The following is a 14164-nucleotide window of genomic DNA, read 5'->3' as shown; positions in this document are numbered from 1 at the left end:
AGGCTGTTGTCAACCCCAGCGCGCCTGGCCTCCGTCGAGCGGGATGGTGGCACCGGTGAGGTAGCGCGCGTCCGGCCCGACCAAGAAGACCACGGCACGTCCGATATCTTGCTCGCAGTCCCCGATTCGACCCAACGGGATGGACTTGACGAATTCCTCGGCCTCGTCGGGATAGGTCTCCGTCCACCACTGCAGACCAGGCGACAATGCGTGCGGGGCAACAGCATTGACACGGATTCCGTCGGTGCCCCATTCACTGGCCGCAGTCCGGGTCAGCGAGCGCATCGCCTCCTTGGTGGCCGCGTACAGCCCGTACCCGCTGGTGTCCCAGCGCACGGCCGACGAGCTGACCAAGTTGATGATCGACCCGCCGCCGCGCGCCTTCAGATGCGGGTGGCACAGCTGCATGAGAAGCAGTGTCGCCACCGGGCCGACCGCCATCGCCCGATCGAGCAGCTTGGGCGTCACCTCGAGAAGCGGTCCGAGCGCGCTGGCGTTGGCGTTGTTGATCAAGATGTCGAGGCCACCGAATCGGTCTACGACTTTCGCGACCATCGGTTCCAACTGGTCTCGTTTACTGATGTCACAGACAATCGGTTCCGCGACACCCCCGAACCCTGCGATGGCAGCACAGGTGTCGACCAGTTTGGCCTCCGTACGCCCGACCACCGCGATGTGGGCTCCCTCCTTTGCCAGCGCGAACGCCATCCCCGCGCCGACACCTTGACCCGCACCCGTGATCAGCGCGACCTTGCCGTCCAGTGTCCCCATCACACCGCTCCATTGCCCGAATCCGATTCGGGCGCCCAGCGATTGGACGTCAGCCGAAAACTGGGCATATCGGACAGTGACATCATCGCCTCGTAAGTGCGCTCGTACCCCGTGTGCGCAATGCGCCACTGCCCGTCCTCGTCGCGAAGGTAGCGATCGGAGTAGAACGCTGCGCCCCGCAGCGCCACGCCCTGTGCCGGGATCAAGACGACGTCTGAGAGATACCACTGTCCCGTGGCCGTGTCGCCATCCACATCGATCTCGGGGTGCCCGCAATGATGTTCGGTGATCGTGTGAGGTCCCAGATTCGACTTCATGAACTCGACGAGCGCGTCGCGCGAATCGAAGGAAAGATGCTCCCCGTAACTAGCCGTCGCGTCGGGGAGTAGTGTCCCTGCGAACTCGTCCCAACTCTTCGTGTCGAGGGCACGAAGGTAGGTGTACTTGAGCCGACTGATCGCGGCGACGGCCTCGAGATCCACAACGTTCACCCTTCGTCCATCTTCCCAAGACTGACACCTGTTCTACCACGAATAATGCGGTGTAGAGATCGAACTCGGGAATCGCGACCAGCGGTCCGGAAAGAGCAGATATGCCACGAGGCGCGCCGGGGCCCGGACGAGTACCGTCGATCAGGTGACCATCCGCCTTGGTTGTCAGACACCGAAGTGCACATATTCGGTCCCTTCCGCGGACCTGTTTCCCACCGTCATCGCCCACGCGCGCAAAGCCGAGTCTGCGGGCTTCGACTGCGCATTCTTGGCGGATCACCTATATCAACCGCCCACGCTCGGTCCACCCGAAGGACCGAGGATGGAGGCCTACACCGCACTCGGTGCACTGGCCACGGCCACGGAGAAAATCCAGTTGTCCGCGCTGGTCACCAGCAACACCTTTCGCAACCCGGCCCTGCTCGCAAAGGTCGTGACCGCCTTGGACGTGGCCAGCGGGGGCCGAGCAGTACTCGGTATCGGCGCCGGCTGGTTCGAACTCGAACACAACCAGTACGGCTACGAATTCGGCACAGTCACCGACCGCCTCGAACGCCTCGACGAAGCCCTGCAAATCATCACCCCGATGCTCCGCGGCGAAAGACCAACCTTCGACGGCAAGTGGTACCACGTCGAAAGTGCGATCAACGAACCACGACTCCGCGACGACCTGCCCATTCTCCTCGGCGGTGGAGGCGAAAAGAAGACGTTCGCACTCGCCGCCCGCTTCGCCGACCACCTGAACATCCTCTGTGGCGTAAGCGACTTGCCGCGCAAACTCGACGCCCTCGAGGAGCGGTGCGCGGAGGTCGGCCGCGACCGATCCACACTCGAAACCAGCTATCAGGCTTTCGTCTTCATCGACGAAAACGGCGATCACGCCCGACAACTCCAGCACGACTTCCTACTCAACCGAGGTGTCGACCTGTCCAAGGCCACGGACACCGAACGTGCCGCGGCCACCGCACGGCAAATCTGCGGCACACCCGATGACGTCGCCGAACAACTGCAGACCCGCGTTCTCGACCAGGGTATCGACGGCATCGTCGTCAACCTCGTCGCCAACGGCGACCAACCGGGAATCCTCGAGTTGACCGGTCGCGCGTTGCGACCCCTGGTCGACGCGTGAGCCACTCTCGACACCCTGCACCTCGACTATCACTCTCCTGACGTGCTCGCAGACGAGTACCGTCGATCGGGTGACCATCCGCCTCGGTTACCAGCTGCCGAAGTTCGCATATTCGGCCCCTGCCGCGGACCTGTTTCCGACCATCATCGCCCAGGTACGAGAAGCCGAGTCCGCGGGCTTCGATTGCGCCTTCGTGGCGGATCACTTTTTTCAAATGGCCACACCCGGCGACTCCAACAGATCGATGCCCGAGGTCTACACCACCCTCGGTTCATTGGCCACCGCCACAGAGAAGATCCAACTCTCTGCGCTGGTTACCAGCAATACCTTCCGCAACCCTGCCCTGCTCGCAAAGGCCGTGAGCACCCTGGATGTGGCCAGCGGAGGCAGGGCCGTCCTCGGCATCGGCGCCGGCTGGTACGAACTCGAACACAAGCAGTACGGCTACGAATTCGGCACGTTCACCGACCGATTCGAACGCCTCGACGAGTCCCTCCAGATCATCGCGCCGATGCTCCGCGGTGAGCGACCCACCTTCGACGGCAAATGGAATCGGGTCGAAAGCGCGATCAACGAACCACGAATCCGCAATGACCTTCCCATCTTGGTCGGCGGCGGCGGCGAGAGGAAGACGTTCGCAATTGCCGCCCGCTTCGCCGACCACCTGAGCATCGCCTGCGGTATAAGCGAGTTGCCGCGCAAGCTCGACGCCCTCGACGCGCGGTGTGCTGAGATCGGCCGCGACCGGTCCACGCTCGAAACCAGTTTCCTCGCATTCGTCTTCATCGACGAAAACGGCGATCACGCCCGGCAACTCCAGCACGACTTCCTGCTCAGCCAGGGTGTCGACCTGACACAGGCCTCGGACGCCGAACGCGCCGCGGCCACCGATCGAATGTTCTGCGGCGTACCCGACGAGGTCGCCGAACAGATCAGTACCCGTGTTCTCGCCCAAGGTATCGACGGAATCATCATCAACCTCGGTGCCAACGGCCCCAGGCCCGGAATCGTGGAGTTGGCAGGCCGAACATTGCGCCCGCTGGTCGACGCATGACCACCCCCGACACCCTGCGCCTCGACAAATTCGACCCTGGCGTGCACGGAGACGAGTAACGTCGATCACGTGGCCATCCGCCTTGGTTGCCAAATGCCGAAGTTCACATATTCGGCCGCTGCTGCGGACCTGTTCCCGACCATCATCGCCCAGGCGCGCGAAGCCGAGTCCGCGGGCTTCGACTGCGCCTTCGTGGCGGATCACTTTTTTCAAACGCCCGCGCTCGGTCCAGCCGGAGGACCGAGACCCGAGGCATACACCACCCTCGGTGCGCTGGCCACGGCCACTGAGAAGATCCAACTCTCGGCGCTGGTTACCAGCAATACCTTCCGCAACCCTGCCCTGCTCGCAAAGGCCGTGAGCACTTTGGACGTGGCCAGCGGGGGCAGGGCAGTCCTCGGCATCGGCGCAGGCTGGTACGAACTCGAACACAAGCAGTACGGCTACGAATTCGGCACGTTCGCCGAACGCTTCGAGCGCCTCGACGAGGCCCTGCAGATCATCGTGCCGATGCTTCGCGGCGAACAACCGACCTTCGAAGGCAAGTGGTATCGCGTCGAAAGCGCCATCAACGAACCACGAATTCGTGCCGATCTGCCCATCATGCTCGGCGGTGGAGGAGAGAAAAAGACGTTTGCACTCGCCGCCCGCTTCGCCGACCACCTGAACATCATCTGCGGAATAAGCGACTTGCCGCGCAAACTCGAGGCCCTCGAGGCGCGGTGCGCAGAGGTCGGACGCGACCGATCCACACTCGAAACCAGCTACCTGGCGTTCGTCTTCATCGACGAAAGCGGCGACCGCGCCCGACAACTCCAGCGTGATTTCCTGCTCGACCTAGGCGTCGACCTGGCCAAGGCCTCTGACACCGAACGTGCTTGGGCTACCGCACAGCAAATCTGCGGTACCCCCGACGAGGTCGCCGAACAACTACAGACCCGCGTCCTCGATCAGGGTATCGACGGCATCATCGTCAACCTCGTCGGCAACGGCCACCAGCCCGGAATCGTGGAGTTGACCGGTCGCACGTTGCGACCCCTCGTCGACGCGTGACCCACCCTCGACACCCCGCACCCCGGCAAACACGCCCCTGACGTGCACGGAGACGAGTACCGTCGATCAGGTGACGATTCGCCTCGGATATCAGATGCCGAACTTCAAGTACTCGACCCCCGTCACAGAGCTGTTCCCGACCGTCATCGCCCAGATACGAGAAGCCGAATCCGCGGGCTTCGATACCGCGTTCGCGGTAGATCACTTCTACCAAACTTCCACACTCGGCGAGCCCGACAGGCCGATGCTCGAGTCCTACACCAGCCTCGGTGCTCTGGCCACGGCCACGGAGAGGATCCAACTCTCCGTACTGTGTACCGGCAATACCTTCCGCAACCCGGCCCTGCTCGCGAAGACGGTAACCACACTCGACGTGGCCAGCGGAGGCCGGGCAGTCCTCGGTATCGGCGCCGGCTGGTTCGAACTCGAACACAAGCAGTACGGGTACGAATTCGGCACGTTCACAGACCGATTCGAACGCCTGGGCGAGGCCCTGCAGATCATCACGCCGATGCTCCGCGGTGAACGACCAACCTTCGACGGCAAGTGGTATCAGGTCGAGAGCGCGATCAACGAACCACGCATCCGTGACGATCTTCCCATTCTGCTCGGCGGAGCCGGCGAGAAGAAAACCTTCGCCCTCGCCGCCCGCTTCGCCGACCACCTGAACATCAACTGGGGTGCAAGCGAGTTACCGCGCAAGCTCGAGGCCCTCGAGGCGCGGTGCGCGGAGGTCGGCCGCGACCGATCCACACTCGAAACCAGCTACCTGGCGTTCGTCTTCATCGACGAAAGCGGCGATCGCGCCCGAAAGCTCCAGCACGACTTCCTGCTCCGCGTAGGCGTCGACCTGTCCGAGGTCTCGGACACCGAACGCGCTGCCGCCACCGACCGGATGTTCTGCGGCGCACCCGACGAAGTCGCCGAACAGATCAAGACCCGTGTTCTCGACAAAGGTATCGACGGCATCATCCTCAATCTCATTGCCAACGGGCACGAGCCCGGAATCGTGGAGTTGGCCGGACGCACGTTGCGCCCGCTGGTCGATGCGTGACGTACCCGAAACCCTGAACCCCGACTGCTCCGCGGCGTACCGGAATGGAGACGAGTACGGTCGACCAGGTGGCTGTCCGCCTTGGCTACAACATGACGAACTTCGGTTGGTGCCACACCGCCGCGGACCTGTTTCCCACCGTCATTGCCCAGGCGCGCGAAGCCGAGTCTGCAGGCTTCGACGGTGTGTTCTTGATGGACCACTTCTATCAATCACCCACACTCGGTGCCCTCGACGATCCGGTACTCGAGTCCTACACCGCCCTCGGCGCTCTGGCCACGGCCACTGAGACGATCCAGTTGTCCGCGCTGGTCACCGGCAACACCTTCCGCAACCCGGCCCTGCTCGCGAAGGCCGTGAGCACCCTGGACGTGGCCAGCGGAGGCCGGGCCGTCCTCGGCATCGGCGCCGGCTGGTTCGAACCCGAACACAAGCAGTACGGCTACGAATTCGGCACGTTCACAGACCGATTCGAACGCCTGGGCGAGGCCCTGCAGATCATCACGCCGATGCTCCGCGGTGAACGACCCACCGTCGACGGCAAGTGGTATCACGTCGAGAGCGCGATCAACGAACCACGCGTCCGTGACGATCTACCGATCATGCTCGGAGGTACCGGTGAGAGGAAGACCTTCGCCCTCGCCGCCCGCTTCGCCGACCACCTCAACATCAGTTGCAGAGGGGGTTTGCTGCCCCGCAAGCTCGACGCCCTCGAGGCGCGGTGCGCCGAGATCGGCCGCGACCGGTCCACACTCGAAACCAGCTTCCTGGCATACCTCTTCATCGACGAAAGCGGCGACCGCGCCCGAAAACTCCAGCACGACTTCCTACTCAACCGAGGTGTCGACCTGTCCGAGGCCTCGGACACCGAGCGCGCGGCTGCCACCTCTCGAATGTTTTGTGGCGCACCCGATGAGGTCGCAGAACAACTACAGACCCGCGTTCTCGACCAGGACATCGACGGAATCATCGTCAACCTCATCGCCAACGGCCACGAGCCCGGCATCGTCGAACTGACCGGCCGAACATTGCGCCCGCTCGTCGACGCCTAACGCACCGTCAGACCCACACGCCCGCCCGACGGACACCAACCGGGTACGGTCGATCTAGTGACAATCCGCCTCGGCTACCAGATGCCGAACCTCAGTTACTCCGCCCCCGTCGCGGACTTGTTCCCCACCGTCATCGCCCAGGTCCGGGAAGCCGAGTCCGCAGGCTTCGATGCCGCGTTCATGCAGGACCACTTCTATCAAGCGTCCAATGTCGGTGCACTGGACGAACCGGTAGTAGAGTCCAACACCGCGCTCGGCGCGCTGGCCCCGGCCACGGGAAAGATCCAGTTGGGCGCGCTGGTCTCCGGGAACACCTATCGCAACCCTCCGATGCTCGCGAAGGCCGTGTCTACACTCGACGTCGCCAGCGGTGGCCGCGCCGTCCTCGGCATCGGCGCAGGCTGGTACGAACTCGAACACAAGCAGTACGGCTACGAATTCGGCACGCCCACAGACCGATTCGAACGACTCGACGAAGCCCTGCAGATCATCACCCCGATGCTCCGGGGTGAACGACCCACCTTCGACGGCAAGTGGTATCACGTCGAAACCGCGATCAACGAACCCCGCATCCGCGACGACTTGCCCATCATGCTCGGCGGTACCGGCGAGAAGAAGACCTTCGCCCTTGCCGCCCGCTTCGCCGACCACCTGAACATTAACTGCAACGCGAACTTGCTGCCCCGCAAGCTCGACGCCCTCGAGGCGCGGTGTGCGGAGATCGGCCGTGACAGGGCCACGATCGAAGCCAGCTACCTGGCGTTCGTCTTCATCGACGAAAACGGCGACCGCGCCCGAAAACTCCAGCACGACTTCTTGTTGAGCCGGGGTGTAGACCTGTCCAACGCCTCGGACTCCGAACGCGCCGCGGCCACCGCTCGAATGTTCTGCGGCGCACCCGACGAGGTCGCCGAACAACTGCAGACCCGCGTTCTCGATCAGGGTGTCGACGGCATCGTCGTCAACCTGCTCGCCAACGGCCACCAGCCCGGAATCGTGGAGTTGGCCGGGCGCACGGTGCGCCCGCTGGTCGACGCGTGAGCCGGCCTCGCAACCTTGCGTTTGCCTGGCCACAAACCGCACGAATACAGGTAACGTCGATTGCATGACCATCGGCCTCGGCTACCAGATGCCGAACTTCAGTTACTCCGCCCCCGTCGCGGACCTGTTTCCCACCGTCATCGCCCAGGCACGCGAAGCCGAATCCGCGGGCTTCGACTGCGCGCTCGTGATGGACCACTTCTATCAACTACCCGGTCTCGGTGCGCCCGACGAACCGATGCTCGAGGCCTACACCACCCTCGGAGCTTTGGCCACGGCCACTGAGAAGATCCAGCTATCCGCGCTGGTCACCGGCAACACATACCGTAACCCGGCCATGCTCGCAAAGACGGTGAGCACCCTGGACGTGGCCAGCGGGGGCCGCGCCGTCCTCGGTATCGGCGCCGGCTGGTACGAACTCGAACACAAGCAGTACGGGTACGAATTCGGCACGTTCACCGACCGATTCGAACGCCTCGACGAGGCCCTGCAGATCATCACCCCGATGCTCCGCGGCGAACGACCCACCTTCGACGGCAAGTGGTATCACGTCGAAACCGCGATCAACGAACCCCGCATCCGTGACGATCTACCCATCATGCTCGGCGGATCCGGCGAGAAGAAAACCTTCGCCCTCGCCGCCCGATTTGCCGACCACTTGAACATCGTCTGCAACGCGAGCGAGTTACCACGCAAGCTCGACGCCCTCGAGAAGCGGTGTGCCGAGATCGGCCGCGACCGGTCCACTCTCGAAACCAGTTTCCTGTCGTTCGTCTTCCTTGACGAGAGCGGCGATCGCGCCCGGCAACTCCAGCACGACTTCATGCTCAGGCGGGGCATCGACCTGTCCAAGGCCTCGGACACCGAACGCGCCGCCGCCACCGACCGGATGTTCTGCGGCGGTCCCGACGAAGTCGCCGAACAGATCAAGACCCGTGTTCTCGACCAGGGTATCGACGGCATCATCCTCAACCTCGCGGCCAACGGCCACCAGCCCGGGATCGTGGAGTTGGCCGGACGCACGTTACGCCCGCTGGTGGACGCCTGACCCCAGGCTTCCTGGCTCTCCGCGTCCGGGAATACGCTCGCCGCTTCTGCGGTTGCACTCGGAAGTAATGCGCGAGGCTAAAGGTTCGCGTCTGTCCGGTGACGAAAGGTGACGAAGTCCGTGAGTGCTGTGCTGTCGATTCTCGATCTGGCCTATATCCGTGAGGGTGACACGGCCGGCAACAGCTTCGATGCCAGCGTCGCGCTGGCGCAACTCGCGGAGACTCGGGACTATCGCCGAATCTGGTATGCCGAGCACCACAACATGGCAACGATCGCCTCATCGGCAACGAGCGTCCTGATTGCCCACGTCGCGGCACATACCCAGAGCATTCGACTCGGCGCGGGTGGCATCATGCTGCCCAACCACGCACCGCTGACGATCGCCGAACAGTTCGGCACCCTCGAAACCCTTCACCCAGGCCGCATCGACCTCGGACTCGGACGGGCACCCGGCTCCGATCAGAAAACGATGTACGCCCTGCGCCGCGACGCGACTTCGGCAGACCGGTTCCCGCAAGACGTTCTAGAGCTTCAGGCGTACCTCGGAGGGGCGTCGCGTGTGCCCGGCGTCGACGCCGTCCCTGGAAAGGGCACGAACGTCCCGCTGTACATCCTCGGGTCCTCGCTGTTCGGGGCACAACTCGCCGCGAAGCTGGGGCTCCCGTACGCCAACGCCTCCCACTTCTCACCGGACTCGCTCGTCGAGGCCGTCACTTTGTATCGAGACCGTTTCGAGCCGTCCGATCAACTGTCCGAGCCGTATGTGATCGCAGGCGTCAACGCCATTGCCGCGGACACCACCGCCGAAGCGCAACGGCAGTTCGAATCGGCCGTTCGACGACGAGTAGTGCAGATGATCGGACGTGGACAGACATTCAGTCCCGAGGAGTTGGACCTGATCATGGCGTCTCCCGCCGGTCAGCAAATACGACAAATGGTGCGCTACGCGGCCATAGGCACTCCCCGCGAGGTCAAGGTCTACCTCGATGAGTTCGCCGAGCACGCACAGGCAGACGAGCTGATCATTGCTTCCTATACGGAGAACACCGAATCCTGGCTGCGGTCCTACGATCTGATCGCCGACGCGTGGCACTCCGCACGCGTGAGTGGTTGACGAACTCGAGCGCTCGCCCGACCAATCACAGGTGACGGCGACATCTAATAGACGATCACGCCACGGATGTTCTTGCCGTCGAACAGATCTTGGTAGCCCTCATTGACCTGCTCGAGCGTGTACTTGGTAGTGATCAACTCGTCGAGCCGAAGTCGTCCGGCATTGTAGAGCCTCAGCAACCGCACGATGTCGTACTGCGGGTTGGACGAACCGAAAAGTGAGCCCTTGATGGTCTTCTGGTTCATGGTGAGATCGGCACCCGAGACATGAACCGTCAGCTCGTCCTCGGCCGCGAGTCCGGTAACGACCACCGTGCCGCCCTTACCGATGATGGCGGTGGCGTTCTGGACGACCTCTTCGTCGACCACACCGACCAGGATGAGTGCTTGATCAGCACCCTGTCCCCAAGTCAACTCGTCGACCTTCTCTGCGGCCGCGGCCGCGTCGGCGAACGCGTGCGTGGCGCCGAACTCGAGTGCGAAGGACCGCTTCATCGCCACTGGGTCCACGACCACTACGTACTTGGCGCCGGCACTGACCGCGCCCTGCACAGCGTTGATTCCGAGTCCCCCGACGCCATAGATGACGACGGTGTCACCGACACCGACGCCACCCGCATACACCGACGTGCCCCAACCGGCCGGTACGCCGCAGCCTACGAGCACAGCCGCCTCCAGCGGAATCCAGTCGTCCACCTTTACCACGGAGTGCTGCAAGACTATGGCCCGTTCGGAGAAGGTGCCGAGCATGCACATGGCGCCGCAGTCTTCCTTGCCCCAGCGGAACCGGAACGAGCCGTCCGGCATCGAACCCTGAGGGATCATCTCGCTCAAGTCGCACAGGTTCTGCCTGCCGGTGGAGCAATAGCGGCACGTCCCGCAGTTCGGGACGTAACTGCAGACCACATGATCACCCGGCTTCACCTTGGTGACACCGGGGCCGACTTCTTCGATGATTCCGGAACCCTCGTGACCACCGACGATCGGGAACCGCGGCGAAAATACTCCGTCGATCAGGTGGAAATCCGAATGACACAGTCCTGCAGCGACATACCTGATGAGAACTTCGCCAGGGCCCGGCCCGTCCAGCTCAAGTTCCACGATTTCGAACGGCTTGTTTGCTTCGAACAGGACGGCGGCCTTGGTCTTCATACCTTCTCCTAGTTGAGTGGCGTGAGTGAGCCGTGGCGTCGAGATGCCGTGTCGTGACAAAGGAACCGAACATCATCCAGAGGCAGTTCAGTTACGACGAAGGGGATCTCGTCGGTGCAACTTTCTCGTACCCACGCAGATGCTTCGGCGAAGTTCGATGATCGAAATCTCCGTGTCGATCGCTCCCGCGTCCGACAGTTCCGGATGACGTCCGCAAGACTATCACTCCAGGCCACTACCCTCAGTTGACGAATTGAGTCCTCGTCTGGGGAAACGTGGACACTTGGCCTGCACAATCGTCACAGGAGCTGAAGCAGCGCTCCCCACTCTTGCCTGACCACGTCACGCGCCCGCCGGCGTTCGTCAGCGACAGCCTGGACGCCCTGAGCGATGTCGACGAGCGCCTCCGCGAGATCTCCGAGATCGACCTGATGTCGCATCGAAGTGTCGAGGAGTTCATCTGAAGCCTGATCCGTGCTGTACGCGTTCCCACGCGCAGTTGTCAGAATTTGAATCGCTCCGTCCAATGCGGACAGGTTCTGCAATGCGCGGCTCTCGCTACGAGCTTCAATCGCCAAGATTCCGCCTTTTGAGGTGTCGCCACTCGGTGCTGTCATCCACGGATAGGCGCGTTGTCGTTCACGGGTAGGCACATCCCTACCACACAAATTAACGACCCGATGACGTTCGTCACCGAATCGATACCAATCCCAAAGTTGCTCTTCGGCAAAAGTATACGCGTTCGAGCAAAGAACCTCGGTGTCCACCTCTACTGTCGAGTTCTACTCTGGGGTAGGAGAAACCCCGCTGCCGCAAGTGAACTCCAGTTCCAACGGCACGAGCACAAATAGTCCGAGGTCAGTAGCCTGACAAGGTGTCCTCAGATTCCATCGACTTCGATGCAGTGCTCTTCGACTTCTCCGGCACCCTCTTCCGCCTGGAAGAGGACGCGAGTTGGATGGCCGACTTCATCAACCACAAAGGCGAACCGATCGACGTCCATCACCAAGCCGAACTGATGCGGCGCATGACCGCGCCGGTGGGCCAGCCTGTTGAGATGGATGCCGCCGAACACTACGCGTGGACCCACCGCGACCTGGACCCACGACTCCACAGGAAGGCGTTCCTCACGGTGCTGCGAAAGTCCGGTGTAGCGCGAGAAGACCAGGCCGTAGGGCTGTACGAGCGGTCGATCAACCCACGTAGTTGGAGAGCCTATCCTGACACCGCCGAGGTACTCGTCTCGCTCAAGAACCGTGGAATCAAGATCGGGGTGCTCAGCAACATCGCCTTCGACATCCGGCCCACGTTTGCCGACATAGGTGTAAAGCACCTCGTCGACGAGTTCGTACTCTCGTTCGAGGTTGGTGTGGTGAAACCCGATCCGAAGATTTTCGAATACGCGCTCGACGCGCTCGACGCCGATCCCTCACGCACCCTGATGATCGGCGACAGCGAGGAAGCCGACGGAGCCGCACGAAAGGTGGGCTGCACTTTCGCGCTCGTCGAACCGCTTCCCCTGGCGGAACGCACGAGCGGACTCCGAGACGCCATCGAGCGAAACAAGATCCGTGAGAACACAATTCCACGCGGCGATAGCTGACGCGCGCAACTTTCAGACAGTGCGGCGCAGTAGGTCGGCGAAAATCTGATCGAACGCGACAAACGTGACAACCTCGACGTTCGTTCGGGTTCGACGCACTGCTTCGACAGCCTGCAGCACAGCGTCGGCCCGCGGCCACCCGAACGTACCTGACGAGATAAGCGGGAACGCGACCGTGGTGGCGTCGAGTCCGTCAGCGACAGCAAGGCTGCGGCGGTAGCACGCCCGCAACACGTCGCTGCGGTCCTCCTGGCGCGAGTATTCCGGCCCGACCGTGTGAATTACCCACTTCGCGGGCAACTTTCCCGCCGTCGTCGCGATGGCCGCCCCCACTGCCAGCCCGTCCGGCAGTGTCGTGGCCCGCAGCCGTCGACACGCCGCAGGGAGCGCCGGGCCACCCCACCGGTGGATCGCACGGTCAACCCCACCGTTGCCGCTCAGCAAGGAATCGGTCGCGTTGACGATAGCGTCCACCCGCTGCTTGGTGATGTCACCATGAACAATATTGATGACTGGTGTGCGTGTGCGTACTCCTTGGGTGTTGCGGCGATCTTGCACAGCCGCACGCTCACTCGTCACCCCTGACCTAGCGGGCCTGTTCAACTGCGTGGACGACCGCCCTCCCTCACGGTTGTCGCCTCCCTTCGTCGTTCGCACGCCCAGACGCACCAAGTCTGACGAGCGGTACCCGGGCCAGCCGTGCAGAACCTTGCGCCAGCGGACCGGGACCGCCGACGCACCCCACCGGGCCCCGAGTAATCCTCCAGCGATTGCCGCAGTGGTGCTGGTGTCGTGACCGGCGCGCACTGCCTGTTCCAGAGCTCGCTGAAGGTGCTCGGGACCGGTCGAATCGGTGGTGGTTATCGCCCACCACGCAGTCAGCAGCGCATCGACGACCCAACCGTTGTTCGGGAACTGCTCCGGGGTACCCCGCTCGGCCAGGTCGAGCAACGACTCCCAATAGTCGCGCACTCCAGTCGATGCCCGCGCTAGATACTTGCGTATGCCGTCGAACGTGCCGTGCAGAACGGCATGCCGGACGGCGTAGGTCCACATCTCGCACGCCTCGACGGCACGCTTGTCGTCGTGGGTGAGCAGGCTGACCGCTCGCGCCGCCCGCAGACAGCCATCGGCGTCGCCGAGGTAGGCCAGCGCGACAGGCCCTGTCCGCATCAGCGAACTGTTGCCGCCCTTACGCCCCGGCAGAGCCCGCGCGATCTTACGCATCTCGTCGGCCGACGCGGGTCTGCTCGACAACACAGCCGACGTTTGGCTCCTAGTGTCGGCCGTCCCGGAGTCGTACCACCGGACGAACTGCGCCGCAACGGCATCCAGCCCCGGTCCACCGGAGATATCGGTTCCGCGCGCGGCGACCTTGGCGATCCCGATCGCCATCGAGGTGTCGTCGCTCCACTCACCCGGGGCCGACGCACATACTCCGCCACCGATCATGTCGATCACCGCGTCAGGCCTCGGCGTCGTGAATTCGTAGCCCGCACCCAACGCATCACCGGACGCAGTAGCGAGAAGCACACCCGACGCGCGGTCGGTTTGTTCCTCGGACAACCTCACAGAACCCCCTTAGATCGAATTTGCACTAA

General features: G+C 63.1%; 14 protein-coding genes. 9 read left to right on the top strand and 5 right to left on the bottom strand.

All coding sequences use genetic code 11. The annotated features are described in order from the left end of the window. Positions 1-9 precede the first annotated feature (9 nt). Positions 10-771, bottom strand: coding sequence for an SDR family oxidoreductase (locus tag AB0I57_RS00365; protein ID WP_358328224.1), 762 nt, complete (start codon positions 769-771; stop codon positions 10-12). Further along, positions 771-1253 (bottom strand): nuclear transport factor 2 family protein, encoded by a 483-nt coding sequence (locus AB0I57_RS00360; RefSeq protein WP_358332981.1) that lies wholly within the window; start codon positions 1251-1253, stop codon positions 771-773. Before AB0I57_RS00360 ends, AB0I57_RS00365 begins: the two co-directional genes overlap by 1 nt. Before the next feature lie 154 nt (positions 1254-1407). On the opposite strand from AB0I57_RS00360, the gene AB0I57_RS00355 reads away from it, so the two are divergent. From AB0I57_RS00355 to AB0I57_RS00320, 8 genes are all read left to right on the top strand, one after another. After that, positions 1408-2391 carry an LLM class F420-dependent oxidoreductase gene (locus AB0I57_RS00355; RefSeq protein ID WP_358328221.1) on the top strand — a complete coding sequence of 328 codons (984 nt, stop codon included), beginning with the start codon at positions 1408-1410 and terminating at the stop codon, positions 2389-2391. A gap of 70 nt (positions 2392-2461) precedes the next feature. After that, the gene (locus AB0I57_RS00350; protein WP_358328218.1) at positions 2462-3445 is read left to right on the top strand and encodes an LLM class F420-dependent oxidoreductase; all 984 of its coding nucleotides are present in this window, start codon (positions 2462-2464) and stop codon (positions 3443-3445) included. 69 nt (positions 3446-3514) lie between these two features. Further along, on the top strand, positions 3515-4498 hold the full coding sequence (locus tag AB0I57_RS00345) for an LLM class F420-dependent oxidoreductase (protein WP_358328215.1): 984 nt from the start codon (positions 3515-3517) through the stop codon (positions 4496-4498). Between the two features lie 70 nt (positions 4499-4568). Further along, positions 4569-5552 carry an LLM class F420-dependent oxidoreductase gene (locus tag AB0I57_RS00340; RefSeq protein WP_358328212.1) on the top strand — a complete coding sequence of 328 codons (984 nt, stop codon included), beginning with the start codon at positions 4569-4571 and terminating at the stop codon, positions 5550-5552. A gap of 68 nt (positions 5553-5620) precedes the next feature. Further along, complete coding sequence (locus tag AB0I57_RS00335) at positions 5621-6604, top strand: LLM class F420-dependent oxidoreductase (RefSeq protein WP_358328209.1); 984 nt, start codon at positions 5621-5623, stop codon at positions 6602-6604. 57 nt (positions 6605-6661) lie between these two features. After that, positions 6662-7645, top strand: coding sequence for an LLM class F420-dependent oxidoreductase (locus AB0I57_RS00330; protein WP_358328206.1), 984 nt, complete (start codon positions 6662-6664; stop codon positions 7643-7645). Between the two features lie 64 nt (positions 7646-7709). Continuing rightward, a complete protein-coding gene (locus AB0I57_RS00325) occupies positions 7710-8693 on the top strand; it encodes an LLM class F420-dependent oxidoreductase (protein WP_358328203.1) in 984 nt (327 codons plus the stop codon). A gap of 120 nt (positions 8694-8813) precedes the next feature. Beyond that, complete coding sequence (locus AB0I57_RS00320; RefSeq protein WP_358328200.1) at positions 8814-9809, top strand: LLM class flavin-dependent oxidoreductase; 996 nt, start codon at positions 8814-8816, stop codon at positions 9807-9809. 44 nt (positions 9810-9853) lie between these two features. Here AB0I57_RS00320 and AB0I57_RS00315 read toward each other — a convergent pair whose 3' ends face one another. Together AB0I57_RS00315 and AB0I57_RS00310 are read right to left on the bottom strand one after the other, a co-directional pair. Beyond that, entirely contained in the window at positions 9854-10960 is a 1107-nt protein-coding gene (locus tag AB0I57_RS00315) for an NDMA-dependent alcohol dehydrogenase (protein WP_358328197.1), read from the bottom strand. A 299-nt stretch (positions 10961-11259) separates the two neighbouring features. Next, positions 11260-11538, bottom strand: a complete 279-nt coding sequence (locus tag AB0I57_RS00310; protein ID WP_358328194.1) for an ANTAR domain-containing protein — start codon at positions 11536-11538, stop codon at positions 11260-11262. Between the two features lie 296 nt (positions 11539-11834). Between AB0I57_RS00310 and AB0I57_RS00305 the strand changes: the two genes are divergently transcribed. Continuing rightward, positions 11835-12563, top strand: coding sequence for an HAD family hydrolase (locus tag AB0I57_RS00305; RefSeq protein ID WP_358328191.1), 729 nt, complete (start codon positions 11835-11837; stop codon positions 12561-12563). Between the two features lie 12 nt (positions 12564-12575). Here the strand turns inward: AB0I57_RS00305 and AB0I57_RS00300 are convergent, their stop codons facing one another. After that, the gene (locus tag AB0I57_RS00300; protein WP_358328188.1) at positions 12576-14135 is read right to left on the bottom strand and encodes an O-acetyl-ADP-ribose deacetylase; all 1560 of its coding nucleotides are present in this window, start codon (positions 14133-14135) and stop codon (positions 12576-12578) included. Between the last annotated feature and the right edge of the window lie 29 nt (positions 14136-14164).

The organism is Rhodococcus sp. NPDC049939 (assembly GCF_040656415.1).
Lineage (GTDB): Bacteria > Actinomycetota > Actinomycetes > Mycobacteriales > Mycobacteriaceae > Rhodococcus_F.
This window is presented reverse-complemented; position numbering and strand designations above follow the sequence as displayed.

Bases quoted from the DNA above. Each gene is read 5' to 3' on its own strand.
- AB0I57_RS00365 (WP_358328224.1), bottom strand. From the start codon at position 771: ATGGGGACACTGGACGGCAAGGTCGCGCTGATCACGGGTGCGGGTCAA.
- AB0I57_RS00325 (WP_358328203.1), top strand. From the start codon at position 7,710: ATGACCATCGGCCTCGGCTACCAGATGCCGAACTTCAGTTACTCCGCC.
- AB0I57_RS00315 (WP_358328197.1), bottom strand. From the start codon at position 10,960: ATGAAGACCAAGGCCGCCGTCCTGTTCGAAGCAAACAAGCCGTTCGAA.